The organism is Extibacter muris (genome assembly GCF_004345005.1).
In the GTDB taxonomy this organism is placed as follows: domain Bacteria; phylum Bacillota; class Clostridia; order Lachnospirales; family Lachnospiraceae; genus Extibacter; species Extibacter muris.
In genome coordinates this window covers 57,622-84,126 of the sequence record NZ_SMMX01000005.1, presented here as the reverse complement: position 1 = coordinate 84,126, position 26,505 = coordinate 57,622, and the positions used below count along the sequence as shown (strand labels likewise).

Annotated in this window: 27 protein-coding genes and 1 tRNA gene; 8 read left to right on the top strand and 20 right to left on the bottom strand. The window is 46.1% G+C overall.

The window, feature by feature from the left end:
• Positions 1 to 145: 145 nt before the first annotated feature.
• The 3 genes from E1963_RS07540 to E1963_RS07530 all read left to right on the top strand — a co-directional run bounded on the left by E1963_RS07540 (position 146) and on the right by E1963_RS07530 (position 3,595).
• Positions 146 to 1,930, top strand: coding sequence for a sensor histidine kinase (locus tag E1963_RS07540; RefSeq protein WP_243117631.1), 1,785 nt, complete (start codon positions 146 to 148; stop codon positions 1,928 to 1,930).
• A complete protein-coding gene (locus E1963_RS07535; RefSeq protein WP_132276806.1) occupies positions 1,905 to 3,437 on the top strand; it encodes a response regulator transcription factor in 1,533 nt (510 codons plus the stop codon). The genes E1963_RS07540 and E1963_RS07535 overlap by 26 nt, the downstream gene beginning before the upstream one ends.
• 86 nt (positions 3,438 to 3,523) lie before the next feature.
• Positions 3,524 to 3,595 (top strand) — tRNA-Val (locus tag E1963_RS07530).
• A gap of 273 nt (positions 3,596 to 3,868) precedes the next feature.
• On the opposite strand, the gene E1963_RS07525 is transcribed toward E1963_RS07530, so the two are convergent.
• From E1963_RS07525 to E1963_RS07510, 4 genes are all read right to left on the bottom strand, one after another.
• Positions 3,869 to 4,054 (bottom strand): DUF4177 domain-containing protein, encoded by a 186-nt coding sequence (locus E1963_RS07525; RefSeq protein ID WP_132276804.1) that lies wholly within the window; start codon positions 4,052 to 4,054, stop codon positions 3,869 to 3,871.
• A gap of 278 nt (positions 4,055 to 4,332) precedes the next feature.
• Positions 4,333 to 4,989, bottom strand: a complete 657-nt coding sequence (locus tag E1963_RS07520) for an ABC-2 transporter permease (protein ID WP_132276802.1) — start codon at positions 4,987 to 4,989, stop codon at positions 4,333 to 4,335.
• A complete protein-coding gene (locus tag E1963_RS07515; protein ID WP_132276800.1) occupies positions 4,986 to 5,837 on the bottom strand; it encodes an ATP-binding cassette domain-containing protein in 852 nt (283 codons plus the stop codon). Before E1963_RS07515 ends, E1963_RS07520 begins: the two co-directional genes overlap by 4 nt.
• A 3-nt stretch (positions 5,838 to 5,840) precedes the next feature.
• Positions 5,841 to 6,212 (bottom strand): GntR family transcriptional regulator, encoded by a 372-nt coding sequence (locus E1963_RS07510; RefSeq protein ID WP_132276798.1) that lies wholly within the window; start codon positions 6,210 to 6,212, stop codon positions 5,841 to 5,843.
• A gap of 266 nt (positions 6,213 to 6,478) precedes the next feature.
• Between E1963_RS07510 and E1963_RS07505 the strand changes: the two genes are divergently transcribed.
• Together E1963_RS07505 and E1963_RS07500 are read left to right on the top strand one after the other, a co-directional pair.
• Entirely contained in the window at positions 6,479 to 6,718 is a 240-nt protein-coding gene (locus E1963_RS07505) for an AbrB/MazE/SpoVT family DNA-binding domain-containing protein (RefSeq protein WP_132276796.1), read from the top strand.
• Positions 6,705 to 7,322, top strand: coding sequence for a DUF998 domain-containing protein (locus E1963_RS07500; protein ID WP_243117630.1), 618 nt, complete (start codon positions 6,705 to 6,707; stop codon positions 7,320 to 7,322). The genes E1963_RS07505 and E1963_RS07500 overlap by 14 nt, the downstream gene beginning before the upstream one ends.
• Positions 7,323 to 7,776: 454 nt before the next feature.
• On the opposite strand, the gene galE is transcribed toward E1963_RS07500, so the two are convergent.
• The 6 genes from galE to E1963_RS07470 all read right to left on the bottom strand — a co-directional run bounded on the left by galE (position 7,777) and on the right by E1963_RS07470 (position 14,159).
• Complete coding sequence (galE, locus tag E1963_RS07495) at positions 7,777 to 8,796, bottom strand: UDP-glucose 4-epimerase GalE (protein WP_132276794.1); 1,020 nt, start codon at positions 8,794 to 8,796, stop codon at positions 7,777 to 7,779.
• A 12-nt stretch (positions 8,797 to 8,808) separates the two neighbouring features.
• Positions 8,809 to 9,927, bottom strand: a complete 1,119-nt coding sequence (locus E1963_RS07490) for a phosphotransferase enzyme family protein (RefSeq protein ID WP_132276792.1) — start codon at positions 9,925 to 9,927, stop codon at positions 8,809 to 8,811.
• Entirely contained in the window at positions 9,927 to 10,853 is a 927-nt protein-coding gene (locus E1963_RS07485) for a nucleotidyltransferase family protein (RefSeq protein WP_132276790.1), read from the bottom strand. Before E1963_RS07485 ends, E1963_RS07490 begins: the two co-directional genes overlap by 1 nt.
• 40 nt (positions 10,854 to 10,893) lie before the next feature.
• Complete coding sequence (locus E1963_RS07480; protein WP_066571801.1) at positions 10,894 to 11,778, bottom strand: carbohydrate ABC transporter permease; 885 nt, start codon at positions 11,776 to 11,778, stop codon at positions 10,894 to 10,896.
• Between the two features lie 15 nt (positions 11,779 to 11,793).
• The gene (locus tag E1963_RS07475; protein WP_132276788.1) at positions 11,794 to 12,699 is read right to left on the bottom strand and encodes a carbohydrate ABC transporter permease; all 906 of its coding nucleotides are present in this window, start codon (positions 12,697 to 12,699) and stop codon (positions 11,794 to 11,796) included.
• 104 nt (positions 12,700 to 12,803) lie between these two features.
• Positions 12,804 to 14,159: an ABC transporter substrate-binding protein gene (locus E1963_RS07470; protein WP_132276786.1), complete on the bottom strand. Its 1,356-nt coding sequence runs from the start codon at positions 14,157 to 14,159 to the stop codon at positions 12,804 to 12,806.
• A gap of 207 nt (positions 14,160 to 14,366) precedes the next feature.
• Here E1963_RS07470 and E1963_RS07465 point away from each other — a divergent pair, with 207 nt between their 5' ends.
• Entirely contained in the window at positions 14,367 to 15,281 is a 915-nt protein-coding gene (locus tag E1963_RS07465) for an AraC family transcriptional regulator (protein WP_132276784.1), read from the top strand.
• Here the strand turns inward: E1963_RS07465 and E1963_RS07460 are convergent.
• Entirely contained in the window at positions 15,278 to 15,922 is a 645-nt protein-coding gene (locus tag E1963_RS07460) for a carbohydrate-binding family 9-like protein (protein ID WP_243117629.1), read from the bottom strand. The genes E1963_RS07465 and E1963_RS07460 overlap by 4 nt on opposite strands.
• Before the next feature lie 238 nt (positions 15,923 to 16,160).
• On the opposite strand from E1963_RS07460, the gene gnpA reads away from it, so the two are divergent.
• Entirely contained in the window at positions 16,161 to 18,323 is a 2,163-nt protein-coding gene (gene gnpA / locus E1963_RS07455; protein WP_132276782.1) for a 1,3-beta-galactosyl-N-acetylhexosamine phosphorylase, read from the top strand.
• A 382-nt stretch (positions 18,324 to 18,705) separates the two neighbouring features.
• Here gnpA and E1963_RS07450 read toward each other — a convergent pair whose 3' ends face one another.
• On the bottom strand, positions 18,706 to 19,326 hold the full coding sequence (locus E1963_RS07450; RefSeq protein ID WP_132276780.1) for a cytidylate kinase-like family protein: 621 nt from the start codon (positions 19,324 to 19,326) through the stop codon (positions 18,706 to 18,708).
• A 121-nt stretch (positions 19,327 to 19,447) separates the two neighbouring features.
• The gene (locus tag E1963_RS07445; protein WP_243117643.1) at positions 19,448 to 19,702 is read right to left on the bottom strand and encodes a helix-turn-helix transcriptional regulator; all 255 of its coding nucleotides are present in this window, start codon (positions 19,700 to 19,702) and stop codon (positions 19,448 to 19,450) included.
• A 554-nt stretch (positions 19,703 to 20,256) separates the two neighbouring features.
• On the opposite strand from E1963_RS07445, the gene E1963_RS07440 reads away from it, so the two are divergent.
• Complete coding sequence (locus E1963_RS07440; RefSeq protein ID WP_132276778.1) at positions 20,257 to 20,724, top strand: DapH/DapD/GlmU-related protein; 468 nt, start codon at positions 20,257 to 20,259, stop codon at positions 20,722 to 20,724.
• A gap of 193 nt (positions 20,725 to 20,917) precedes the next feature.
• Here the strand turns inward: E1963_RS07440 and E1963_RS07435 are convergent, their stop codons facing one another.
• The 7 genes from E1963_RS07435 to E1963_RS07405 form a co-directional block, all read right to left on the bottom strand.
• A complete protein-coding gene (locus tag E1963_RS07435; RefSeq protein WP_132276776.1) occupies positions 20,918 to 22,144 on the bottom strand; it encodes an ATP-binding protein in 1,227 nt (408 codons plus the stop codon).
• A 430-nt stretch (positions 22,145 to 22,574) separates the two neighbouring features.
• Entirely contained in the window at positions 22,575 to 22,841 is a 267-nt protein-coding gene (gene rpsR / locus E1963_RS07430) for a 30S ribosomal protein S18 (protein ID WP_006444751.1), read from the bottom strand.
• Between the two features lie 42 nt (positions 22,842 to 22,883).
• Entirely contained in the window at positions 22,884 to 23,327 is a 444-nt protein-coding gene (locus tag E1963_RS07425; protein ID WP_049729755.1) for a single-stranded DNA-binding protein, read from the bottom strand.
• A gap of 21 nt (positions 23,328 to 23,348) precedes the next feature.
• Positions 23,349 to 23,636 carry a 30S ribosomal protein S6 gene (gene rpsF, locus E1963_RS07420; protein WP_132276774.1) on the bottom strand — a complete coding sequence of 96 codons (288 nt, stop codon included), beginning with the start codon at positions 23,634 to 23,636 and terminating at the stop codon, positions 23,349 to 23,351.
• A gap of 129 nt (positions 23,637 to 23,765) precedes the next feature.
• A complete protein-coding gene (locus E1963_RS07415) occupies positions 23,766 to 23,954 on the bottom strand; it encodes a DUF951 domain-containing protein (protein ID WP_132276772.1) in 189 nt (62 codons plus the stop codon).
• A 2-nt stretch (positions 23,955 to 23,956) separates the two neighbouring features.
• Entirely contained in the window at positions 23,957 to 24,757 is an 801-nt protein-coding gene (gene srtB / locus E1963_RS07410; protein ID WP_132276770.1) for a class B sortase, read from the bottom strand.
• A 28-nt stretch (positions 24,758 to 24,785) separates the two neighbouring features.
• The gene (locus E1963_RS07405; protein ID WP_132276768.1) at positions 24,786 to 26,069 is read right to left on the bottom strand and encodes an L-cysteine desulfidase family protein; all 1,284 of its coding nucleotides are present in this window, start codon (positions 26,067 to 26,069) and stop codon (positions 24,786 to 24,788) included.
• Between the last annotated feature and the right edge of the window lie 436 nt (positions 26,070 to 26,505).

The window sequence follows — 26,505 nt, the reverse complement described above, 5'->3', positions numbered from 1 at the left end:
ATTATAGAGGCTTTATTTCCAATATGATATAAACTTTTCCGTCTTGTTTTTCTAAAATTCCGTTCTATTTGTTTCAGGCCTTTTTCCTGCGGCTTATATACATTATAATAAGTATTGTTGACACACGGACATGGAGATATTTACGATGAAGAATAAAAAAACAATAATAAACAGAATCGCTAATCTGCAGCTTGGGACTAAAATCGTAGGCATCATATTAATTGTAATGCTTCTTATGATATCGTCCTCCATTGCAGGTATTACAATGGTATTAAATTCAAGCAACAAACTGCTGTATCAGGCCCTTGCCGGTTCCTTAACCTACAGCGCCGAGGATATTTCCAGAAAAATATCCAATATAGAATCGATGACAAGTGCCATAGTCTCTAACTCAAATATACGCAAGAACCTGATCACACTGAATGATGAGGAATCCGAGATTCGAATCGGCAATGCGGAAAATGCTCTGGAAACACTGCTGGCAGATTATTATTCCACATACAAAAACAACAGCATCAGCTATATCAATCTCTATTATCCAGGCGGAGTCGTACAAAGTTATGAAGCCCAAAGCTCCTCCGTACCCGAACAGGTTCACAAGGAAGTGATTGCTGCGGCGAATAATGTATCGGGGTACCCGTGCGCTGTTACAGACTACTGCAACTCCTACGGACTCTTTCTCGGCCGTGATTCCCGAAGGGTGGAACAGATGAATTTCCACAGGCTCGGCACTGTCGTTGTATGTGTGGACATGAACCGGCTGATTCGTTCTTCGACCCGTTCCGTCCTGCCGTCGGAAGAGACACAGTACGCCCTGCTGGAAAATGGTTCGGAATTCTATCATTCCGACGGCATCAGCTCAAAGCAGCTCAAGGACATAAACCGTCAGCTAAGTTCGGACTACGGAGTTGTTACTGTCGATTCAGACAGGTATTTTGCGGTGCAGGGAACGATCAAGAACACTTCCTGGGATTATATCTGCCTGATACCCTATGACCGCATCTTTCAGGCTCTGAGCTTTACCATGCTGCTGGCGCTGGCCATTATCCTCATATCCGTGCTCATTGCAATTCTGCTGTCCAGAATGCTGATTCGTTCTGTGACAGAAGATTTCCGGCGTCTTGTAAATAAGATGAAGGCCTTTGGGAAAGATGAGTCAAAAGCCCCTGATATCGGCTACGACTACAGCAGCAGGATAGATGAGATCGGCGTCCTTCACAACCAGTTTGACCAGATGACCATGAAGATACAGGACTTGATACAGCAGAACTATGTCAATGAAATCCTTTCTAAAGACGCCAGGCTGAAGGCGCTGGAAAACCAGATCAATCCTCATTTTCTTTATAACACGCTGGAGGCGGTGAACTGGCGGGCTAAGGCAATCGGCGAAAAGGATATATCCTCCATGGTAGAGGCGCTCGGAACTCTATTGCGCGAAACCTTAAGCTCCGGCACGCGGAACTTTACTCTGAGCCACGAACTGGAAATCGTACAGTGCTACCTGACAATTCAGCGCATCCGTTTTGAGGACAGGCTGACTTACTCCCAGGAAGTGGAGCCCGGCATACTTGATATTTCCCTGCCTCACTTTACGATACAGCCGCTCGTAGAAAATTCTGTCAACTACGCGATGGAAAAAAGCACCGAGGTGTGTCATATAAGGCTGGAAGGCGCCCGTCTGGGGGACACTATTACCATAGATGTCATCAATAACGGCTCCCAGTTTGAAGCTAATCTGCTCGAGAAGCTCGAAAATGGCCTCATCACCCCGCACGGATTTGGCATCGGGCTTCTGAATATCCACAAACGCATCCAGCTTACTTACGGAACCGGCTATGGCCTGATTCTTTTTAACAGGGACGAAGAACACGCAGTCGCAAGAATCATAATACCAGGAGGAACGCATGCTGAAAGTATTGATAGTAGATGATGAGAAAATAATACGCGAGACTATAGCGGACCTGATTGACTGGGATTCCCTCTCCCTTCAGCTCATCGGAACTGCGAAAGACGGAATAGAAGCTTACAATATCATTCTGGACGAATACCCGGAGATTGTTCTCACGGATATCAAGATGCCCGGACTCTCAGGCCTCGACCTCATTCAACGTATACACGCGGTCAACAAAGATACGCAGTTTATCATTCTATCCGGGTACGGGGAGTTTGAATATGCCAAAAAAGCCATGCAGTACGGCGTCAGACATTATCTGCTAAAGCCCTGTAACGAGGAACAGATAATAGAAAGTCTGCGGGACGTACAGAAGGATTATGCCAATTACCTCACATCGAAGGATAGCCCCGCGCAGACCTTTATCGCCAGAAATATGAATCTGAATCTGATGGTCGGCATTATCAATGACAGTCTCAGCCAGGAGACAGATGCAGATTTTTCTTATGTTTTTTCAAACTACAAGCGCTACATTGATTTTGACAATATATCTTATGAGATATTTTATATTTATTTTGTAACACCGGAAAACCATCCGATACTGCTGGATAAGCTACAGCATTTCCGCGATAGATCCTGCCCCGGCATTACGTTCCATATCATCTATGTATACAACACTATGATATTCTTCTTTAAGTCGGTAAACGACAATCTGGAACAGATATATGAGTATCTCAATTCTGTCGCATTAGAGCAGGCCGTCTCCATCAAGTACAGGCACAATTACTGCCCGAGCCTTGCGGATATGCTGACAGAGCTTATTCCCCACATAAGAAGATATGAGATCATATATTTCACAGAGGGCAGCAATACGCTTTCCATCTATAATTACCAGAATATCATCAAGGAGGTACAGCGGCTGACGGCGTCCGTATACTCGCCGGAAAAGCCAGTCTCCACTCAGGCATATCTGGAACTCAAAAGTACATTGGCCTCCCTCTCTGACGCCGACTTTTTAAAACAGCTTGCGGCCTCAGTGATTATCTTTTCTGTCGCCAGGCTGCGCTCATTCGATATGGTGGATGCGGCTGAATTCCTCATAAAGCTGGAAAAGGAAAAAGACTGCGGTGAAATCGCCAAGCTGTTAGATGCGCAGCTTACCTGCTTTTTTGAAGAATACCACTCACAGCGGTACACCGGCGATATCAGCCATAAGATACAGGAATACGTGGAGGCACATATCTGCGATTCAGGACTTTCTCTGAAATGGATTGCAGAAAATTACCTGTTCATGAACGTTGACTATCTCAGCAAAAGATTCTTAAAAGAAACCGGCTGCAAATTCTCCAGATATCTGACAGACATGAGGATAAAAAGGGCAAAGGAGATACTGGCGTCCTCCGACCTTGACTCCATTCAGAATGTGGCGGATATGGTAGGCTGTGGAAACAATCCGCAATATTTCAGTCAGATATTTAAGAAATCCACCGGCATGTCACCAAGCAGATATGTCAAGATGCTCCACGGTGACGTCGGAATCGAGTAGGAGGGAGCGGTCCGCTCCCGTCCTTTCTCACCACACGCTATATTATATGTTGCTTTTCCAGCCTTCTATTGATATAATACTATCATGGAGACATAGCTCAGTGGGAGAGCATTCGCTTGACGTGCGAAGGGTCGCAGGTTCAAGTCCTGTTGTCTCCATTTTTTATTTAAGTCAAATTTGATATAGAAAATCCGATTATCCGCACAAATAAAGCATTTAAGAACTATTCATCAATAAAAAAAGCAACTGTTTTACCACGAATTTACTACGATTGAATGAGCCTAGATATGACAGAAAAAGAGCAAGGGAGATTGCACAAACTGTACATCTCCCTTTTTCTCATGGCTATGACTCTACTTCACTTTAGGTTTTTTCACATTTTTTTTAGTCTTATCATTGTTCTATTCCATTTATTACGAACCTTTTTATTTTTACTTTTCAAAAATTAAATTTATTTTTCTAAGACTGCCATGTGCGTCTATCAATGTTGGAACAAACCCAACATAAGAATATCCTTCTTTCGCATATTTGTTGATTATTTCTTTTGGTTCAAAAGTACAGTGAAATAATACTCCTTTCGCTTCAAATTTCACTTCTACGTATTCGTATTCTTTCATATTATCAAATTCCACCTTTCGATTAACCAAATACTTTCTTGACTTCTAATAATTCTTCTTTTGTTTCAATCCAGTTTTCTACACACCCACATTTACAACAAACAAAACGTATTACGGGTATTTTCCCAAACAAAGTATGGGTCCTTGTGTATATGTTATTCCACCTTGTTATCTTCCTTTTTCCTTTTACGTTCTTTATATATCTTATTTCTTAAAGGAATACCACCACATAATAGTAGTACAACAGCTAATATTGTTAAGTCCATACACTGCCCCCTTTAAAATTCTTTTTTATTCATGATTGACAGACTGATTTTCATGGAAATTAGTAATAACAATAAAGCAACTATGACTGCAATTACAACTAACAATCCCATACTTACAGTTGGTAAAGTATTTAATATGTGAACCAAATCAATATCAAAAATTATGTTTGCTCCTTTTACGATAATGAGAGCAATTATGGCTAAACCACCAAATGCCCCAATCATAGCAATTCTACCTTTATCGCCACCAAATTTAAGTTGAAAAGGAAGCATGATTGCTTGAATGATAATCATAATAGGGAGAATTATCAATGAAACCAGCAATAAATCTGTAATAGGCAATGTTCCTTTCAATACAGTTGCGATTATTCCTAAAACAGTGGCTAAAATCCATGCTATACACCCAAATAACAAGCCGAGAGAATATTTTTCAATCACATAATTATTACGGGTAATAGGTAATGTAAATAAAAACGCATTTCCATTATCAAAATCATCATAACTTATTGTACTTACTGTAAACAGCGATACAACAAAGCTCAAAAATCCTAACGGGAATGCCATATCATCAGTAAACACCATCATTCCAATTACAATGGCCAAAATGAGCAACAAGAAATTTTTCTGTAACATCATCAATTTAAAATCTTTTACTAATAATCCTTTCATTGTTCAGTCCCCCTTATCATCATAGTAATGACTTCATCTATTGTACCTTTTTCAATCGCAATTTTGGGATAATTCTCTATATAATACTGTTTCTGATTTGTCAAACAGCTATAACCGTATGTTTCCTTTTTGGAACGCAATATAAACTGTTTATCCAACTTACCATATTGTTCTGCGTCCACTTTTAACAAAGCATAATCACTAAGTAGAACGTCCGTATCTTCATGCAAAATGATTTTTCCGTCATGTATCATATAGAGGTTGTCACATAACGACTCTAAATCGCTGGAAATATGTGAACTAATCAAAATGGAGCGTTCTTCATCTTTTTCCATAAATTCTCTTAACATTTCAAGCAATTCATCTCTTGCAATTACATCTAAACCCGCTGTCGGTTCGTCTAGTATCAACAGTTTTGCGTTATGTGAAATAGCAACCAACACTTTTAATTTAGCTTTCATTCCTGTTGAAAAATCTTTTATCTGCTTATTCAAAGGTAGCTGAAATCTCTGTATCTGTTCAATAAAGAAAGACTTATCAAATTTAGTATACATATTCTGCAATATAGGGATAATATCCTTTATTTTCAGATAACCGCTAAAACCAGAGTCAGACAATACAACACCCAAATCCTCTTTATCTTTTGCCGTGAAATCTTTTATATCTTTTCCAAGTATCGTAATGTTTCCGCCGTCAGTTGAAATCAACCCTAATATTGCTTTGAATGTTGTGCTTTTTCCGGCTCCATTTTGTCCAATCAGACCAGTTACACAACCAGACATAAGTTCCAATGAACAATCAAGAGAAAAATTATCATAATGCTTTTTTAAGTGTTCGATATTTAACATACATCAGCCCTCCAATATTAACTCAAATAAACTTTTTATATCCTCATCACTAATACCACAACGTCTGCCTTTTTGAATAGCCTGCTCTAAATCTGCTTCCAGCTCTTTTTTCTGTTCTTCCAGAAGAAGTTCTGTATTTGTAGCCGCTACATATGTTCCTTTACCATGTACTGTTATAGTAAAGCCCTCACTCTCCAAGTTATCGTATGCTTTCTTTACTGTTAAAGCACTTATTTTTAATTCCTTAGAGAGAGTACGGACAGACGGAAGATTGTCGTTTTCCTTTAGTTCCCCATTGCGTATAAGCATTTTAATCTGGTCTACAATCTGTTCATAGATAGGAACCATTAAGGAAGTGTTGATTATTATTTTCATTTTTATATCCTTTCCCCTTTTCTTGATAACAGTATATAACAGTTTGCAACTGTTGTCAAGTGTTGTATACTGTTTGTCAAAAAAAGCGTGCAAATCCATACAGAAATGCACGCTTTCAACGATTAGATGAAATAACATAGCATGTATTTCTCATATAGGAATGCATGTTACTTTTATGCTTGACTTATATTGTTATTTTAGTTATACTATTTACTGCGAGTATGAAAAGTATGGCTTAATAGCAAAGTATGAACGGAGGTAATTGTATGTCTATGAAGAAAGGTCAACACATATTTGGAACTGTAAAAGTAGGTGAGAAAGGACAAATTGTCATTCCAAAGGAAGCCCGACAGCTTTTTGATATAAAAGCAGGAGATACACTATTAGTGCTTGGAGATGAAGAGCAAGGCATAGCAATAGTAAAAGCTGATGTAATGAAAGAACTAGCTGTAAAAATACTAAAAGGGCTTGGTGGTTTAAGTAAAGGTATAGATGATGGAAAATAGTATACTTAATATATTGCCTATTGTTTTATTATTTGACTTACTAATTCCATTTCTTTTAGCTCCATCATACAAGGGTTATAATCATTTGATGCAGGTTATGAGTGTATTAGGAAATGATAAAGCACCACTACACGGTATTTATAATATATGGCTAATAATATTAGGAATTGTCCTCATCTTAAACAATTTTCTGATATATAAAATTGTTTCTAGGCATTCAACATTACTTGCAATACTGCTATTTATTGCTATATTAATTTATGCGATAGGAGGTTGTGTTCTATCAGGATTGTTTTCTGTAGGAGAAACTAAAAGCCTTGTTACAATTACACAAAAGGTACATGGGTACGGTTCAGCCATAGGTTTTATGGTTTTAGCTTTAACGCCACTCTTATTTAGCCTATACGGTTTTAAAACGGAGAGAACAACTTTTGCAGTTTGTTCATTAATTTGTTTTATTCTAGCAATCATAACTTTTACGCTATTTGTTATGGCAGATAAACCAAATCTCCAAAACACAATTATCGCCTATGAAGGATTGTGGCAACGGTTATCATTAATGTTTATGTATATTCCTATGGCTTGTATATATATCGTTGATTAAGTATCTAGGTTTAAAAGATAGGTGGTGGTAATATGGGAAAATATTAGTCGCTTCATTTAGGGATGATAAAGAACAACTGTTTCAGCAAACCGTCGAATGGCTTTCTGCTAAATTTCCAGTTCTCCAGCTTTCATTAAGCAACAAGTAAAAGGATTTCAGATTGACCCTTTTACAAGAACCTTTATCAGCGAAAAAGGAGAAAACGTATATCTGACAGAAAAATCATATATCCCATTGACATTTTTTATAACGGTATCGGTATTATTAATGCTCCATCTGCTGAAGAATATAAGAAATGTTTCAAGAACGCTTGAAACAGAAGCATTCAGACAAAGAAAAAACGGTATAGCCACTAAGACTATCCCGTTTTTTGATACAAAGATGCCATCGTACCTTTCACTTCCCTATGTGAAGGGTACGATGGCTTCCGCTTCATTGTCCAAAATTACTTCCTTTAACTTCTGTATCCGTCCGGATTCATGGACTGCCATCTCCATGTGTCTTCGCACATTTCGTCCAGACCGTGCTCTGCTTCCCATCCAAGCTCTTCCCTTGCCTTCTTCGGGTCTGCGTAGCACATGGCGATGTCACCTTCACGGCGGGGCTTGATCTCATAAGGCACTTCTTTGCCGCTCGCCTTGGAGAACGCTTTGACCATGTCAAGGACAGAATACCCTTTGCCGGTTCCGAGATTGTATACCGCAAGCCCCGGCTTGTCGAATATCTTCTGAATCGCCTTAACGTGGCCGACCGCCAGGTCTACGACATGGATATAGTCCCGAACACCGGTTCCGTCCGGCGTATCATAGTCATCTCCGAAGACGCCGAGCTTGTCGAGCTTGCCGACCGCCACCTGGGAGATGTAAGGCATAAGGTTGTTCGGGATTTCCTTAGGATCCTCCCCGATACGGCCGCTCTTGTGGGCGCCCACCGGATTGAAGTAACGCAGGAGGATGACATTCCACTCAGGCTCTGCCTTCTGCACATCCGTCATAATCTGCTCCATCATAGACTTCGTCCAGCCATAGGGATTCGTACACTGTCCTTTCGGGCAGTCTTCCGTAATCGGTATGATCTCCGGACTTCCATACACCGTTGCAGAGGAACTGAACACGATGTTCTTAACCCCCACCTTCCTCATCACTTTCATGAGGCTGAGCGTACCGGTTATATTATTGTGATAGTATTCCAAAGGCTTCTGTACGGATTCTCCTACAGCTTTGAGCGCTGCACAGTGGATGACAGCATCCACCTTCTGCTCGTCAAACATCTTCTCGAGCGCAGCCTCATCCAGCACATCACCTTCATAAAATGCAATCTTCTTCCCTGTCAGCTCCTCCACCCTTGTGATTGATTCTCTGGAAGAATTGCTCAGGTTGTCATATACGACTACTTCGTAACCTTCATTCAGCAGTTCCAGCGCCGTATGGCTCCCAATGTAGCCAGCACCGCCTGTTATCAATATCTTTGCCATATGTTCTGCCTCCTAGCTGTTGCTATACTTGTTAACGATGTCCTGCATAGTATACCACTTCTTCTCCATATCTTCAACCAGCCTGAACTGCGTACGGCACCTGTCCAAGTTATGGCCTTCCCTGTGTATCTTAAAATAGGTGTCTCCCTGGAGATAGTCTGTCAGGAAACGCATGCCGCACTCGTAAGTCATCGTCTTCGCCCCCATCGGCATCAGCTCTATCTCCCTTTGGGTCAGCTTTCCTGCGCATCCTTCGATAAACCCCTTGGCATATAAGTCAAACAGATCCATGCTACAGGATACTTTCTCAAGATTCTGCTCATCCTCAGCCGCGGTGCTTGCACCGAAACGGATAGAATCGCCGAAGTCATTCATTGCCAGCCCTGGCATGACCGTATCCAGGTCAATCACGCAGATACCCTTCCCGGTCTTGTTGTCAATCATGATATTATTCAGCTTCGTGTCATTGTGCGTTACCCGGAGCGGGATCTCCCCTTTGGCAAGCAGGTCGCAGAAGTAATCTGCAATCTCTTCCCGGTCGAGCACGAACTGGATCTCTTCCTGTACAGACGCCGCCCGGCCCATCACATCTTCTTCCACTACTTTTTTAAATGCCGCGAACCTGGCTTTCGTGTCGTGGAAGCCCTTGATCGTCTCATGCAGCGTCTCTGCCGGATAATCCGCCAGCAGCCTCTGGAAGTTGCCGAAAGCGACCGCGCTCTGGTAAAAATGCTCCGGCTTCTCCACCTGATTGTAACTCGTGGCATCTGTGATGAATTTGTAAGACCTCCAGTAGTCGCCCCTGGAATCCAGATAGTATGGTTTCCCGTCCACGGTCGGTATCACATTGAGCGTCTCCCTCTCCGGGTCGCCGCCATTTTCGATAATCCGTTCCCTGAGATAGGACGTAACTCCAAGGATATTCTCCATAAGCTCCACCGGCTTCTCGAACACGTCCTTGTTCATCCGCTGAAGAATCACTTTAATCTGCCCCATCTCGGCAATCTCGAACACGAGCAGGAACGTATCGTTGATATGCCCGCTTCCATATGGGCCTTCCTCCACCAGCATACCTTCATACTGGAAATGCGCAATCACCTCATCACGCTGCTCCCTTGTTATCTGTGACATTACGCTTCCTCCCAGAGATGAGCCGGATAGATGCCATCTTCTTTCATCTTTTTTATTGCAGCCATGACGACAGGCTTATCCTCTTTGTAGGTAACACCATACCACTTATCCGCAGATTTAAGAACTGCGACCGTGGCCTTGCCCTGGCTGAGCAGATCACTTACTACTGCCGGCAGGAAATACTCGCATTTCATCGGATTGGCCTTGAGCCCCTCGTCCAGGAATGCCGGGAAACCGGCCTCGACCTCTTCCAAGATGCTCCGCGTGAATCCCCACATGTTCATGGAGACCGTCGTATCTGCGGGTACGTTCACCCACGTCTTGCCGTCATCCTCTGTGTAGGCGATTCCGCCGTCTCGTTTCTCAATGCGTGTCCTCTCATGGATGGCTTCAAGCTCCCCTTCTTCGTTCATATCGCATACGCCGCGTGCGACATGCCCGTTATCCGTTACCGTATTGCCAAGCTCATATCCGACCATGGTGTAGCGATATCTCTCATCATCCTCATGGGATGCAAGATAGTCATAGATAAGCCGGAACGCCTCCTGTCCATAGTAGTCATCTGCATTGATGACCGCAAACGGGCCATCTATCTGATTGATGCAGCTTAAGACAGCGTGGGCCGTTCCCCATGGCTTTACACGCCCTTCCGGAACCTGGTAGCCGTCCGGAATATTGTCAATCTCCTGGTAAGCATAGGATACATCCATGTACTTCGCCATCCGGTCACCGACAGCCGCTTTGAAGTCAGCCTCGTTCTCCCTCTTGATGATGAAGATGACCTTTTCAAATCCGGCCCTCTTGGCATCAAACATGGAGAAATCCATGATGATATGTCCTTCTTCGTCTACTGGGTCAATCTGTTTCAATCCACCATAGCGGCTGCCCATTCCTGCCGCCATGATGACCAATACCGGTTTATTCATTGTCTTTCCTCCAAGCTCTATTCTTATTCAACAGTAACAGCTAACCTTTGATACCACCGGTAACACCGCCGATAATCTTCTCTGACAGGAAGATATAAAGGATGAATGTCGGCAGGAACACGATGACGACGGCTGCAAACATACCTGACCAGTTGCCTGTGTACTGCATGGACTGAAGCATTCCATATAGTCCTACGGCTACAGGACGCAGCGCGTCGCTGTTTGCAAATATGAGGGACAGGAAGTATTCGTTCCATATATTGATGAAGTTAAAGATCGTCACTGTCACGATTCCTGACTGTGCCATCGGGAACATAATCTTCCAGAATGTCTTCGTCGGGGGACATCCGTCGATAGCCGCCGCCTCCTCATATGTACGAGAGAGGTTGGCGAAGAATGTCAGCAGGAATATGGTCGTATATGGTATGTTGATACCTATATACAGGAACATCAGCGTCACCTTGCTCGCCACGATACTGTTCAGTATCCCCATGTTTGCGACGATGCAGAACAGCGGAAGCACGATCATCGTAATCGGGACTCCCATCGCGGACACGAATCCGGTCTGGATAATCTTGTTCCCGAGAAACGTGAATCTCGCCAGAACATATGCCGCAGGCGCACAGATCAGTATGAGCAGTATACAAGAGACGATAGAGTACATCAGGGAGTTCATGAAGAAGGTAGCTACGCCTCCGGAACCCCACGCCTCGATATAGTTTTCAAAATGTAGCCCTGACGGGAACTTCAGCGCCTTCCCCGCAAATATATCTCCGGTGGTAGACAGGCTGGCTGCTATAATCCATCCAAGCAGCATCAAGGTAAATAATACCCACAAAATGATGACGATATAGCCCGGAGCCAGTTTTGCTTCTTTTTTCCAGTTAATCTTTTCTCTAACTTTCTTTTCTTTATTCTTAGACATGACCGCTCCTCCTTCCTAGAACTCCAGATCGTCATCTTTGATGAACTTGTTGCATACCGTAAATACCAGGACTACGCACAGGCACAAGATGATGCCTATAGCCGCGCCGTATCCTGCATTACGTTCTGTCACTGCGTTGCCCGCGCCGAATATCTGCATGTACATGTACTGTACCGGCACTATCGTGGCCCGGTTGGCCGTAACAGAGGAGAACAGCTGTGACCATACGAAGAATGCCGCCGTACTGACGGTCCACATCGTAATATTCGTCTTAAACACACCCTTCAGCAGAGGGAGCGTCATGTAGCGGAACTGCTGCGGCTTGTTGGCCCCGTCGATCGTGGCAGCCTCATACAGGTCCGGACTGATCCGCTCGATGCCGCTCATCCAGATCAGCATATGGTAGCCAATCATACCAAAGCAGTATGCAAGCAGCAGGGCCCAGAATACGTTCTCCGGGGCAGTCCACTGCGTCTGTGCCAGCTTATGTAACCCGAGCGCGTTCAGCACGCTCTTCAAAAGTCCGAATTTGGGGCTGTATACGTACTGCAGCCACATCGTAGCCAGTGCGACCGCACTTACGATATTCGGCAGATAGATGATGGCACGGAAGAATTTCTTCCCTCTGATGCCGCTTGTAAGGATTACGCCAAAGAACAGCGATACGACCATTACGATAATGCCGCCGATAAGCCATATCTTCACGATATTCATCATGGCCGTCTTAAAAATAGCCGTCGTAAAAAGCTTCTGGTAGTTCTGTACTCCTACGAATGTCCATAAATCCATGGTGTCTGTCACGGCTTCTATCTTATACAGGCTCATCATCACCGTACGGACAATCGGGTACAGGAATACAATGAGAAAGATAATAACGGCCGGTGCGAGGAACCCCACAATCATTCCTTTATTCTTCTTCATCAGACAACCTCCTTGTCTTAAAAAATATGGTGGCAGCGTATGACGCCATGCCACCATATATATATATTACCTATTTACTTCTGTTCTTGTCAACCGCACAGATCTTATTGTCCTGATGCCTCTTTGCAAGATTTGATGAAATCATCTGCTGTTATGCTTCCTGCCATCAGCTTCACAACGTTCTCGTTAAGAACCGGTGTAAGGTCTCCATTGTTTTCTGCGCCTACAGCCCAGTCATAGTATGTTGTCGTAGCGTCGAAGCCTGGCTTCACTTCTGTGAGCTCTGTCGGCCATGCATCAGAATTTGCCTGGTCTGCCGGGATACACAGAGCGTCCGTCGTCATCTGCTTGTCAGCATCTCCTGCTGTGATATATGTGATGAGTTCAAAAGCTTCTTCTGTCATCTTGGAATCTTTGTTGATTGCCAGCACCTGGTTCGCAATGTTGTTTGCCGTGCTGTCGTCTTTCCCGTCTTTGACAGATGGATAGTTGAAGTAACCCCATGTCAGGTCATCTGCCACTTCAATCTTGTCATCGCCCTCAGCATTCTCTCCGACCTTGATCTCGTTCGGCAGCCAGGAACCGCAGAGGATGATTGCAGCTTCGCCAGGAGCAAATTCCTGATTCTGTCCTGCCGGATAGATGTTGGATGCTATGTTCTTGGAGAAGTATCCCTTAGCTGCAAAATCTTCGATATCCTTTGCAGCCTGAACTACTTTCTCATCATCCCAGGATACTTTCTCGATATCGCCGGATTCAACCTTATCAGCAACAGCCGGGTCTCCAACGAGAGCCTTCACGCCGTCCTGTCCAAGGTAACGTCCCAAGTGGTATCCCATGAAAGATGTCATGTATGTAGTGTCGCCTGTTATAGGTGTAACACCGGCATCCTTTAACTTAGCACATGCAGCATCTAATTCTTCCCATGTCGTAGGAACTGCTTCGATGCCGGCTTTGTCAAATAATGTCTTGTTGTAGAAGAATCCGAAGATCGATGGCTGATAAGGAATAGAATGCAGCGTCTCGTCTCCGTCGTTGTTCTGTGCATATGCGTTGCGGGCTATCTTGTACAGTGTCTCGTTGCCGTGCTCAGCTTCAAAGTCTTTTGCAAGGTCTTCCAGGTCGAGCAGGTATTTGCCCCATGAACCATTCACACGGTTGACGTCTTCATCAAACAGGTCGATCTGCTGCTTTGCATCCAATGCAGGCTGCAGACCTTCGCGCTGTCCATTACGTCCCTTGAACTGTACGTCAACTTCTACTCCTGTATCTTTCGTATACTTTTCAATAGCGGATTTGATTACTTTCGCCTGTGGTTCGCCTTCACTCCACATCGCCCAGTAAACAAGTTTCTTTCCACCCTTGTCTCCCCCATCGCCGTCAGACTTTTTGCCACATCCGACAACCATGGCAGCGATCATTGTTACGCACAATAATACGCTCAAAACTCTTTTTTTCATAATACTTTACCTCCTATAAAGTTCACTTTGTGTATAGATTTATTGTATTACAAATATGCACAAAAATCTTTGTCCTAAAATCCTCTTAATTTGCACTATCCGCATTTTAGTTTTGATTTTTCACAAAACAAGAGGTATAATATTAGTAAGATTAGACAAAAATCTACAGCATTCATATTACAAATCACACAAAACAGGGGGATTGTTATGGGATATAACGGAGTTGAATTAAAAGATTCTATTTCTGTCGGCAGAATCTACAGCATCCACTACTTTGAATATATGAGCGATTTCTCATTTGAAGGGGAATTCCACGACTTCTGGGAATTTATCTGCGTGGACAAAGGAGAGGTCGGCGTGACAGGCGGCAGTTCTTTCACCGTGCTGAAGAAAGGCGATGTGGCATTCCATCAGCCAAACGAATTCCATAATGTAAAAGCGACCGGCGACTCTGCCCCTAACCTCGTCGTAGTGTCGTTCCAGTGCCGCAGCGAAGCCATGCGGTTTTTCAAAAAGCGTATTCTGAAAATCGACGAGACAGAGCGGAATCTGCTCGCTTCAATTATTATTGAGGCGCGCCGGTGTTTTGACTGCAGGCTGGACGACCCTTATCTGCAGAATATGCCTCAGAAGGAATCCGACATGTTCGGTTCGGAACAGCTTATCCGGCTCTTCCTGGAACAGTTTCTCATACATATAATAAGAAGATATTCCAATCCGATCATATTTGATAAGAAGCTGCCGAAGGCCGCGACCCAGAAGACGACCAAAAACAGAAGCGACAATGAGATCTTCAACCGTGTCGTTGATTATCTCGAAAGCAATATCAGCTCACACGTCACGATAGAACAGATCTGCCGTGATAACCTTATCGGCCGTTCACAGCTGCAGAAAATCTTCAAGGAGATGAGCTCCCTCGGCATCATCGAGTATTTCTCTCAGATGAAGATAGATGCAGCCAAGGAAATGATCCGTACGAACCGCATGAACTTCACGCAGGTATCCGAACACCTTGGCTATACTTCCATCCATTATTTTTCCAGGCAGTTTAAGAAGGTGACGGGAATGACGCCTTCCGAATATGCCTCCTCCATAAAAGCGATGGCCGAGGGCAGCTTCTAGCCCTGCCCGCCGCCCCTTCGTCCGCCGGATATCACGGCCGTTCCAAAGTATTCCGGCAGATGGAAGCTCGGCACGTCCGTCTCTATCAGAGACCAGGATGCATAATGCTCTATTTCAGCCGCCTCCGATATCTTGTAGAAATTACAGGTAAATGTACTGCCCGCCTCCAGGCAGAGGGGGCCGTATATATGTTCCAGGATCGAAAGCGGTATGCGCAGTGCCGCGCTCCACCGGTCCGCTTCTATCCGTGCGCTGCAAGCGAATTCCTGATGCTCTTCCTTCGCAAAATAAGTGCGGTATATGCGCTCCTTGCCATATGCCGCCAGCAGGGCGCCGTTGGCATTCACTTCAAAGTTCAGATAAGTCGGCTGTATGTACCTCTCCCGTTCCGATTCAAACAGAAAGAAGGCTTCCATGGCACTGTCACGGTATACAGGCGCATTCATATCCCTGTACTTCCGCAGCGGATCCTCTTCCTTACATACCATCTTCAGATAGAATCCGTCACCCGGGACAAATCCAAGATACCCATATGTTTCCGGGACAGTTTTTGTTCCCCACAAGTTGTTGTCCACTTTAAAAGGGGACAGCATTTCCAAATCCTCAGCGCTCTGAATCACTTCGACTTCCATAGACTTCATAGACAATCTTGCAGCTCCTTTTTCACATTGATATTCAATTGTTCACATCCTGTTACTCTGCCTTTTAATGTAGCAGACCGTATTGTGAAATACAAGATTGTACAAATGATAAGACACAAATGTACAAAAAAAACCAACAATCGTGCTATTGTAATCTCACCTGTTATTCCATATACTCAAATTAAATACTGCGTACAGAACTCTTCGTTCTGCACGCGTCGAATCAGGGAGGTTAATTATGTCTAAAACAAAAGGAAGGGTCACTCTTCCGAGCGAATCGGATTTTTTAAAAGAAACGCAGGAGATGCTTGACCGTTGGGGCGCGGATGCCCTTCGTGACAGCGATGGCACGAAACTGGACGATGAAATCAAATCTTTAGATGCAAAAATATATACGACATACTTTGTTGCAAGAGGCCATAATGCATTCGCCGAAGAACATATGGACGAATGCCAGCAGATGCTGCTCATGTCCAGGCACAATCTCGCAGTCGATACGACCGTCACCATCGATTTTCTGGACGGGTATTACCGTGAACAGGTACAGGCCGACTACGTACATGATCCGAAAAAGTGGTGGGAAGTCATCGACCGTACGACCCAGGAATTGGTTCCCGCCGGCTGCTGGTCCGTTGATACCGATAAGGATCTTGTCACGGTGGAAGATGCCGTCCCGTTCCACGAATATACCGTATCCTTCTTCGTGTATGCCATATGGGACCCGACCCAGATGTACAATCACATTACGAATAACTGGGGGGACAAGCCTCACGATATACCGTTCGATGTCCGTCAGCCTGCTTCCGGAACCTTCGCAAAAGACTATCTGAAGCAATGGCTTATCGAGAATCCGGACACGGATGTGGTCAGGTTCACGACCTTCTTCTACCACTTTACGCTCGTCTTCAATTCGGATGCCCGGGAAAAGTTTGTCGACTGGTTTGGTTACGGTGCCACCGTCTCTATCCGCGCACTGGAAGAATTCGAGCAGGAGTATGGCTATGCGCTCCGTCCGGAGGATATCGTAGACAACGGATATTACAACACGACCTTCCGTGTTCCATCGAAAGCATACCGGGATTACATGGCATTTATCCAGAAGTTCGTGGCCGGGAAAGCAAAAGAACTTGTCGATCTGGTGCACGATGCCGGAAGGGAGGCCATGATGTTCCTCGGGGACAACTGGATCGGCACAGAGCCATATGGCCCGCACTTTGAGAGCATCGGGCTCGACGCCGTAGTCGGCAGCGTGGGTGGAGGCGCCACCCTGCGCCTCATCTCCGACATCCCGGGAGTAAAGTATACAGAAGGCCGTTTCCTTCCCTACTTCTTCCCGGACACGTTCTACGTGGGGAACGACCCGTGCATCGAGGCAATCGACAACTGGCTCAGTGCAAGGAGGGCGCTTATGAGGAACCCGGTAGACCGGATCGGTTACGGGGGATACCTGAGCCTGGCTTACAAGTTCCCGAAATTTGTAGACTATATCGAAAAGGTTACGGACGAGTTCCGGCTTATATATGACAATGTAAAAGGAAAGAAACCTTACTGCGGCCTCAAGGTTGCCATTCTCAACTCCTGGGGGCGCTTACGTTCCTGGCAGACCTACATGGTAGCCCACGCGCTCTGGTATAAGCAGACCTATTCCTACTTCGGTATCCTGGAATCCTTGAGCGGCGCTGCCGTGGATGTCGTGTTCCTGAGCTTTGACGATATCCGAAGCAATGGCATTCCGGAGGATATCGATATCATCCTCAATGCCGGCGATGCCGGAACCGCATTCTCAGGCGGAGAAGAATGGCTGGATGAGCAGCTTATCACCACCATACGCCGGTGGATACATGCCGGAGGCGGATTCGTAGGCGTAGGCGAACCGTCTGCGGTGCACCACGGCGGGCGCTTCTTCCAGCTTGCCGACGTACTCGGCGTAGACAAGGAGCTTGGCTTCACCCTCTCTACGGACAAATATCATAAAGAAGCGCTCGATACACACTTCATCACAGAGGACAGGACATCCGTCTTCGACTTTGGAGAAAGCAAGCATGATATCTATGCCCTCTCCGCCGGTACGGAGATTATCGAATACTCTGACAACGAAGTGCACCTCGCATCCAACACTTACGGAGAAGGCCGCGGCGTATACATCGCGGGACTTCCGTACAGCTATGAGAACACGCGCCTCCTGATGCGGGCCCTGTACTACGCTGCCCATAAAGAAAATCACTTCCAAAGATGGTACGCCGACAACCTGAACTGCGAAGTCAACGCCTACCCCGAAAGCGGAAAATACGCAATCCTCAACAATTCCAACGAAGTGCAGACGACCGCCTTCTACGACGGAGCAGGCAACCACGAGACCATAACGCTAAAGCCATGCGAGATCCTCTGGAGGTCAAAGTAGCAAACATGCCCGGCGCCAGCCGGCACCCATATCACCCATATCCATTGGAACAGTGCGGGAAATCTTGAAGATTTGGAAAATTCGAGCTCTGAGGTGTATCAGACAGCGGTAAGATGTGGGATGGTTCCTGGCTGTTGGAGGGAGCTTTGCCATGATGTTGGCAAAAAGAACGCGGTGAACGCAGGCCAAAAACCGGAACTCTAGTCCGGTTTTTGAGATGGCTGAGACGGGAAAGCATTCAGCTTTCCTTTCGAATCCATCTGGAGTCTGCGTTTTCCGCGTCCTTTTTGCTTACAGCTTGCAAGCGCACTGACCAGTCAGGAATTATTCCACATCTTTACGATGGCGTACGCTTCTAATCTATCATATTCCAATTCCTGCATTACCTTCTGGCACGGAACATGGCGGCCAGCACATCCACGATATCATCTATCCCGAGCCTGCTCACGTTGAACAGCATCTGGTGCGACTCTATGCTGCCCCACGGACGGCCCGTGTGGGCTTCATAGTAGAGCTTCCTCTCCTTGTCCGTCTTTTTCATCTTCTCCTGCGCCTGTTTTTCATTCAGGTTGTATATCCTCATGACACGACGCACCCGGTCTTCTTTTTCCGCATATATAAATGCATTGATACAGTTGAAATCATATTTCAGGATGTGGTCCGCGCACCTCCCTACCATGATGCACGGGCTTCTCCCCGCCAGCTTCCTGATGATGTCTGACTGAGTCTGGTATACCTGGTCGCTTAGAGGTTCTGTGGCCTCCCCGTCCAGGAAAGAAGTGTACTCGCCCATATTCACCACATATGCCGACAGGAACTTTCCGAGAATCGTCTCATCGACCGTCTCTGCCGTCTCATGGCTGATGCCCAGCTCCTTCGCTGCCATCTGGATCAGGTTCCGGTCATAGAGCGGTATATCCAGGCGCTCTGCCAGCCGGTTGCCAATCTCATGTCCGCCGCTTCCAAACTGCCTCCCTATCGTGATTATCGTGTTCTTCTTCATATTAACCATCTCCTCGCCTTCTGCCCGACTCCGGTTCCTTTGATTATATGGTTATTATAACTCTTTTTCAGATAGTTGTGTACTTTTACTTTCAGAATTTGCACAATATATTCCGTCTTCTCTAATCTACCTTAACCGATTTTGCATATTCCCTCGGTGACATCCCTACATATTTTCTAAAACGCATGGAAAAGTATTGCAGCGTATCGAACTTCAGGCGGTCTGCGATTTCAGTTATAGAGTGGTTCCGTTCGCGAATCAGCCGCTTTGCCTCTTCCACTTTGATATACGTATAATAGTCGATGATACTTCTGCCATATGCCTTTTTGAATACATTCGATACATGGGTCTTTCCATAGTGGAGCTGCGCGCTGATCTGGGATATAGATATCTTTCCATACAGATGTTCTTATAACAGCCTCTTTATCTGCTCCGCCACATAATTATCAAATTTAATCTTGGACGTAAATACCTGTCTGTCCGCCTCGTTTTCCTGTCCGCACCTCAGCAGCATGATGAGCAGCTGTTCCAGACTTAACCGGACAAGCTGCTGCGGTCCGATTGCCTAACCCTCCTTCGGCGTAAGCCTATCCTTATTCGCATAGGCAGGACGAATGCAGATTTTCCCTCCGACATAATCTGCGAGATCAAATCTTTCAGTCCAGACGGTATCTTGACCACCTTGTCCTCAAAATAATGTATCGTGACAACTTTTGATATGTTAATGACATTAATGATCTCATGTTTTACATAAAATCTGTTTTGCATTTTTATGCTCCTTATAGATTCTGATGTGAATGATATTATAAGTCTTGCGCATAACATCCTCTTATCACCGCTCTTTTATTATTATAAGATAAAAATACATAAACAGCAATCTACATGCAGCAACTGTTGGAATCAGCAAGATAACAAGTTAAGGAGAGGATTATGAACAAAGATGAATTACAGAAATGTCATGACGGCGAAAATTTTATAGCCAATGCTCCGGAGATCGTATCTATGATTAAAAATGCGCGACGGCTGACCCGCATGTACAACAGTTCCGAATATGACGCCGTTGACGTAAGGCAGAGTATTCTAGATTGCAATAAAATCGTAATAGGGGACAATACGCTGATTGCCTCCAACGTACAGCTGTACACGGCGGCCCATCCGTTAAAAGCCGGCGAGCGGCTCGTGGAAGGCTGGCATCCACCCATGTCCCGTCCCTTTTTCCACACTTGCGCCCGGCCAATCAGCATCGGGGAAAACGTATGGATCGGAGGCGGCGTGATAGTCCTGCCCGGCGTGACAATCGGACGGGATTCCGTAGTAGGTGCAGGCGTCGTAACCCAGGATATACCGCCCGGCTGTCTGGCGATCGGCAATCCCTGCCGGGCAGTAAAAAATCTGTAAACGAGCAGGGTGGAATGATTAACTCCTGTTCTTTCCCAATGTAATGCCAAGTAACTTAAAATTTCACATTGCAAATACTTCGTACTGGATTCCAAAAGTCGATTTGCGGCTCTGCCCTATATTTTCGGTATCATGAAGGAACTGAACGGCAAGAAGTGAAACGGTCCGCCTGCGGTTCCTTGCGTTTCCGCGTCTAAATCAGATTGCAGGGAATGAAGCAGTTTTTATCGTCAATGGGTATGACTTCCTCGCACATGCAGAGTATGCCGCCGCAGCCTCTTTCCAGGCTCATCTTATCCAGCAGCGCATACTTTTTCACCTCGCGGCGGTCAGGATTGGCGGACTTCTTAATCTCCAGCGGGTGTATCAGATTGTTTTCCTCCACAAAAACGTCGATCTCCTTGGCGTTGGAGTCGCGGTAATAGGTCAGGTTGGCCTTTGCCTTAGCATAGGTATAGCATTTCAACAGCTCCATCACCACATAGTTTTCAAAGTAATGTCCGTTGACCGCGCCGTTCATTAAGGTGTCCGGCGTGAGCCACATGGAGAGATAGGCGCAAAGTCCGGTGTCGCAGAAATACATCTTTGGCGTTTTAGTGAGCCGCTTCAATTCGTTGTTGGAAAACGGCTGTAAAAGGTAGATAATCCCCAGCCCTTGCAGCACCCGCACCCATTCCTTTGCCGTAGGCTGTGCGATTTCGGCGGCTTCGGCCAGCGTCTTATAATTGACCTGCTCGGCCACCAGCGCGGCACAGGCGTTCAAAAACTTGCGGAAGCGCACCGCATCTGTGATGCCGCCCGCCTCCGCGACATCGCGCATCAGGTAAGTGTCCACATAGGAATTGTAGTATTCCTGCCGCTGCTCTGCGTCGGCATAAAGCACCTGCGGCATACCGCCCCGCCAAATATGCTCAAATACGTCGATGATGTCGTTCTTCCTAACCTGCTTTTGCCTCTCCAGCAGGCAAGGCAGAGAGAAGTCGAGGCCGTCTGAAAAGGCAATCCCCTCGATTTCATTCTTTGACAGGCTGTAAAGCTCCAGGATGCCTATTCTCCCGGCCAGCGTTTCCCGGACGTTCTTCATCATGTTAAACTGCTGGGAGCCAGTCAGCCAAAAGAGGCCCTTTTCCTCGCTCTCGTCGCACAGGATTTTGATTTGCTCAAAAAGCTGTGGGGCCTTCTGTACCTCGTCAATGATAATTGGCGGCTTGTAGGTTTGAAAAAACAGCACGGGATCCGTTTGGGCAAGCATCCGCACCATCGCGTTATCCAGCGACACATAGGTTCTGCTCTGCCCCTCGGCCAAATGCTTTAGCATCGTCGTCTTTCCGACCTGCCGGGCGCCTGTCACAAGAACGGCCTTGAAAAAGGAACTCATGTGCAAAAATTTTCTTTCCAGTGTGCGTTCAATGTATTGCATTGTGCGCCCTCCTTACATAGGATAATATAAAGTATATGTTATTTTATCCTGATTCATTCGCTTTGTCAACCAATATGGAAAAATTGCGGGAGGGCGCCGCCTCTGTATAATTTATTTCCCCGTGCTGCCGAATGCAGCCGTACCGCGTTCAGCGGCAATAATTGCGTGCATCTGTCCCCAATACCCCGAATTTACCGTTCGGATTCCGGACTTTCACCGGTTAGAACGTGCGCCCGCCGGGCGCACCACTGGAACAAAGAGTCCGCTTGCGGACTCTCCGCGCCGAGCGCATCCGACCTTTGGGAGGATTTCTTCCGCGAAAGCGAGTGCGCATCCCCCGGAGGGTTTTTATATCATAGGGAACGAAGTTTCCTATGATACAAAAAACCGCCGCTGCAGCGCAGCGGCGGTCACATATCATCTGTTCGGATTACTCCTGGACATATGGCATGATAGCGATATGTCTTGCTCTCTTGATAGCAACAGTAAGAGCTCTCTGATGCTTGGCACAGTTGCCTGTGATTCTTCTTGGAAGAATCTTGCCTCTCTCAGAGATATATTTTCTCAACTTTGCCACATCTTTGTAATCTATCTCGTTATTCTCTTTACCACAGAATACACATACTTTCTTTCTTCTGCGTCCGCCGCCTCTTCTTTTGAAGCCGCCTTCCGGACGATTTCCTTTATCGTAAGCCATAGCTGTTCTCCTTTCTGAAAATGAATATTCGATTGCTTTCGCTTAATTAAACGGTAATTCTTCATCTATTCCATCCGGAATATTCATGAAGCCGTCACCAGCGTCTGACACCGGTGCCGGTGCTGGAGCCGCCTGATGGAAACTTCCCGCATTGGCGTCGCTTGCAGCCTTGCTCTCGGCAAATTCCTGCTCTTCTACGACGACCTCGGTCGTATATACTTTGACACCGTCTTTGTTCGTATAGCTTCCTGTCTGGATACGGCCGCTGATTGTAACTTTGAGCCCCTGACGGTAATACTTTTCCGTATGCTCTGCCTGTTTTCCGAATGCAACACACGAAATAAAATCCGCGGTAGCCTCTCCGTCCCGCTTGAACCTGCGGTCGACAGCCAGCGTATATCTTGCGATAGCCAACGGGTTATCCCCCTGTGAGTATCTGACTTCCGGATCTCTCGTTAAGCGTCCCATCAAAATTACTTTATTCATATTTATACCTCTTCTTCCTGCTTATGCCTCTTGTTTCACGCATAAATATCTGAGCACGTTGTCCATAATGCGGATTCTCTGTTCAATCTCGCCTGGAACTTCTGCTGTAGATTCGAAGTGGATGAAATAGTAATATGCTTCTTTCATCTTCTGAATCTCGTAAGCCAATCTCTTCTTACCCCATTCATCGACGTCTGTCACACTGCCACCGAAACGTTCTACTAACGCTTTTACCTTTTCGATAACCTGTGCTCTCTCGTCATCTTCGATTTTTGCATTGACAACAACAGCTAATTCATATTTGTTCATGTCGTCTTCGCACCTCCTTCTGGTCTTTTGGCCCCCGCTCATTGGTGGGAGCAAGGATATCCGCCGCAATTTGCGTACGGACATTTCATGTATCACGATTTAATATGATATCATAAAACGATGCTTGTTTCAAGCTTTTTTCCTTAATTGCTTCGTATTTTTTTCTACTAATTTGCGGGCAATCATTATCTGATGTCCGCATCCGAGGCACTTCAGGCGGAAGTCCGCGCCGACCCGCAGGATCTCCCATTCTTTGCAGCCGCACGGATGCTTCTTCTTCATCGTGACGATATCCCCGATTTCATAAGTATAATCCATCCTCAATCCTCCAGTTTTACTTCCTTTTCTTTCACGCCGCATACTATCATGCGGTTATCGTCGCTCTCTGCCGTACAGGTGGACAGCGTGACGATCGAATCGTCCCCGCCGACCTCTACGTTCGTGTTATAGAACGACGCTTCTTTCATTCCTTTGACAACTTCTTCAAACTGCGCTTCTGAACCAAACACCGTGGTATAAGCCTTGGACGTATCCCCCACTTTCGCGGCGGCGAAGATATGGTACGTGATTTCCCTGCCGTCCGGCGTATAGATGTAAAAGTACGGATTCTTGCTGTAGAACTCTTGATCATCATAATCCCACAGATGCCGGAACATGGAACCGTCCTTCATCCTGTGTCCGTATACGATAGAGTTTTTATCTGAAAAATCCTTACTGTTATCTACATTCAGGAAAATGGTTCCCAGCGTATTTTCGTTTGCGGAAAATGTCTTGTGCAGATATTCCTGGTTATCCTCTCCCTGTACGACCGGATAATTGATGATGGAAGGTTCGGGATGGAAACGCAGCCAGCCTACCGTATCCGGATTCAGTTTCAGAAGCTCGTCGAAATCCACCCGGAATTTATCTTTGCCATCGGTATCCTTCAGTGCCAGGTCCGCAATCTTCTTATACTCGCTACGCCCGTCCAGATATCCCTTGGCAATCTTGATCAGCTGGAATGCCGATACGCAGAATACGACTACCGCAGCCGCCAGCACGATATTTGTGACAAGGCTGTTCTTTGCCTTCTTCTTTCTTCTCCCTCTGTGGCGTTTTTTATTCTTCCCGTCTGTACTCATGTGCCTTATCCCCTGTCTCTCCTCTGTATTACTTATGCTCCATTATCTCTACTATCGTCTTCTCCGTCTCCACCATACCGGGGGAAGCAATCCGTCCCATATTCCGCATGGTATCTTCCGGCGTCTTCCCGTTAATGCCATGGATATTATCTATGCATACGTGTTCCATGGCCATGTCCACAGCCCGGAACGCCGCATCTACAGCCACGATCCCTTTCATGGCACATCCCTGGCTCCCTCCGTCACAGATCATGCCCGTGAGCCCGCTCGCCATATTCTGGATGACCATCGTAATCTGCTCTTGGGAAGCGTTCCTCATATATGCAAGCCCGCATGCCATCCCTGTGCCTGCGGCTATCCCGCACCCGCAGAATGCAGACAGCTTCCCGGAATACTCTTTGATGTACATCGTAATCAGATAGCTCAGCGCCGTCGCACGCAGCAGGATATCGTCATCTACCACTTCATAATTCACTTCATAAAACGCGAACAGCGGCATGCTCGCGATAATTCCGTGCGCGCCGCTCCCGGTTATGCTCATTGCCGGCCGCGCCAGGCCAAGGACCCTCGCCTCGATAGCACCATTGCAGAGCAGCTGTGCGGTCTTCCTCGCATCATCGGAGATAATCCTGCTCTCATTCTCTTTCAGCAGCTGATGGACAATCTTCGTCTTCGGCGACTGTATCCCTTCTTCAAGAAGGTCCATGTTCATCGTAAATGCATCCCGAATAAAGCTGATCTCCCCTTCCTGGACGGTCTTTACATAGTCCAGAATCTCGTGAAGCGTATACGTGTGTATGGTGGGCATCTCCGGTCCGGATTCGTGACCTTCTGCCGCTTTTTCCCCGGCACTGAAGATGACGGCCCCATTTTTCTCTATACAAGTAATATCTGTATGGCCTCCCCGGATATGGACCGTGCATTGATCTTGTCCCGCAGTGACCGAAGCGTCAATCGTTATCTCCGAGCCGATATGGTCCAGAACCACTTCTACCCGGCCTTCCTCCACAAGCTTTGCCGCATGTGCGTCGTCTTCTTCCGTTATATGTTCAAGAGACTGAAGCCCCAGCGATGCATCTGCCGCCACCGCTCCAAGTGCCGCAGCGTACAGATTGCCGAAATGTCCGGAATTAGGGAGGCCGCACGTAAATGCATTCTTGTACATGCCCGAGTTCAGCGCCACCCGCACCTGCCTGACCTCTCCTTCCGTATGCTCCCTTGCCCTGGCAACCGCAAAGGCGATAGCTCCAGGCTCTGTAACCCCGAGTGCCGGCTTCATATCCTCTTTTATCAGTCTCGTAAGCTCCTGCATGCCTTTTCCCTCCTTGCTCCGCCACTTTCCCGGCTGGTTCCATAGTACCGCTATGTTCCCATTATAGCATTCAATCGGCAACTGCTCAATTATTTTATGAATTTATGTGTATCCGGCAAAAACGTTTTGCATAATGTCAATCACCCGTTTCTTGTATTTACATCGATTTAAGGTATACTCAAAATATTCAATGGGTGGGCTCACTTGCCTAAAAAGTAGGTTAAAACCATATGATAGCAAAAGGGGGGGCACGAATTTTATGAAAAAACCTATATTCATTTCCATACTTGTGTTTTTATTGTTAATATCTCTGGAAATAAATATCTTCCAATATGTATCCTCCAGAGAATCTCCGATGATATCGTGGGGACGTACTGCACGGGCAATGGGAAAGGTGAAGAAGATGAATACCTGACATTTACAAAGGATGGTTCTT

Bases quoted from the DNA above. Each gene is read 5' to 3' on its own strand.
- E1963_RS07540 (WP_243117631.1), top strand. From the start codon at position 146: ATGAAGAATAAAAAAACAATAATAAACAGAATCGCTAATCTGCAGCTT.
- E1963_RS07535 (WP_132276806.1), top strand. From the start codon at position 1,905: ATGCTGAAAGTATTGATAGTAGATGATGAGAAAATAATACGCGAGACT.
- E1963_RS07525 (WP_132276804.1), bottom strand. From the start codon at position 4,054: ATGAAAGAATACGAATACGTAGAAGTGAAATTTGAAGCGAAAGGAGTA.
- E1963_RS07520 (WP_132276802.1), bottom strand. From the start codon at position 4,989: ATGAAAGGATTATTAGTAAAAGATTTTAAATTGATGATGTTACAGAAA.
- E1963_RS07515 (WP_132276800.1), bottom strand. From the start codon at position 5,837: ATGTTAAATATCGAACACTTAAAAAAGCATTATGATAATTTTTCTCTT.
- E1963_RS07510 (WP_132276798.1), bottom strand. From the start codon at position 6,212: ATGAAAATAATAATCAACACTTCCTTAATGGTTCCTATCTATGAACAG.
- E1963_RS07505 (WP_132276796.1), top strand. From the start codon at position 6,479: ATGTCTATGAAGAAAGGTCAACACATATTTGGAACTGTAAAAGTAGGT.
- E1963_RS07500 (WP_243117630.1), top strand. From the start codon at position 6,705: ATGATGGAAAATAGTATACTTAATATATTGCCTATTGTTTTATTATTT.
- galE (WP_132276794.1), bottom strand. From the start codon at position 8,796: ATGGCAAAGATATTGATAACAGGCGGTGCTGGCTACATTGGGAGCCAT.
- E1963_RS07490 (WP_132276792.1), bottom strand. From the start codon at position 9,927: ATGTCACAGATAACAAGGGAGCAGCGTGATGAGGTGATTGCGCATTTC.
- E1963_RS07485 (WP_132276790.1), bottom strand. From the start codon at position 10,853: ATGAATAAACCGGTATTGGTCATCATGGCGGCAGGAATGGGCAGCCGC.
- E1963_RS07480 (WP_066571801.1), bottom strand. From the start codon at position 11,778: ATGTCTAAGAATAAAGAAAAGAAAGTTAGAGAAAAGATTAACTGGAAA.
- E1963_RS07475 (WP_132276788.1), bottom strand. From the start codon at position 12,699: ATGAAGAAGAATAAAGGAATGATTGTGGGGTTCCTCGCACCGGCCGTT.
- E1963_RS07470 (WP_132276786.1), bottom strand. From the start codon at position 14,159: ATGAAAAAAAGAGTTTTGAGCGTATTATTGTGCGTAACAATGATCGCT.
- E1963_RS07465 (WP_132276784.1), top strand. From the start codon at position 14,367: ATGGGATATAACGGAGTTGAATTAAAAGATTCTATTTCTGTCGGCAGA.
- E1963_RS07460 (WP_243117629.1), bottom strand. From the start codon at position 15,922: ATGAAGTCTATGGAAGTCGAAGTGATTCAGAGCGCTGAGGATTTGGAA.
- gnpA (WP_132276782.1), top strand. From the start codon at position 16,161: ATGTCTAAAACAAAAGGAAGGGTCACTCTTCCGAGCGAATCGGATTTT.
- E1963_RS07450 (WP_132276780.1), bottom strand. From the start codon at position 19,326: ATGAAGAAGAACACGATAATCACGATAGGGAGGCAGTTTGGAAGCGGC.
- E1963_RS07440 (WP_132276778.1), top strand. From the start codon at position 20,257: ATGAACAAAGATGAATTACAGAAATGTCATGACGGCGAAAATTTTATA.
- E1963_RS07435 (WP_132276776.1), bottom strand. From the start codon at position 22,144: ATGCAATACATTGAACGCACACTGGAAAGAAAATTTTTGCACATGAGT.
- rpsR (WP_006444751.1), bottom strand. From the start codon at position 22,841: ATGGCTTACGATAAAGGAAATCGTCCGGAAGGCGGCTTCAAAAGAAGA.
- E1963_RS07425 (WP_049729755.1), bottom strand. From the start codon at position 23,327: ATGAATAAAGTAATTTTGATGGGACGCTTAACGAGAGATCCGGAAGTC.
- rpsF (WP_132276774.1), bottom strand. From the start codon at position 23,636: ATGAACAAATATGAATTAGCTGTTGTTGTCAATGCAAAAATCGAAGAT.
- E1963_RS07415 (WP_132276772.1), bottom strand. From the start codon at position 23,954: ATGGATTATACTTATGAAATCGGGGATATCGTCACGATGAAGAAGAAG.
- srtB (WP_132276770.1), bottom strand. From the start codon at position 24,757: ATGAGTACAGACGGGAAGAATAAAAAACGCCACAGAGGGAGAAGAAAG.
- E1963_RS07405 (WP_132276768.1), bottom strand. From the start codon at position 26,069: ATGCAGGAGCTTACGAGACTGATAAAAGAGGATATGAAGCCGGCACTC.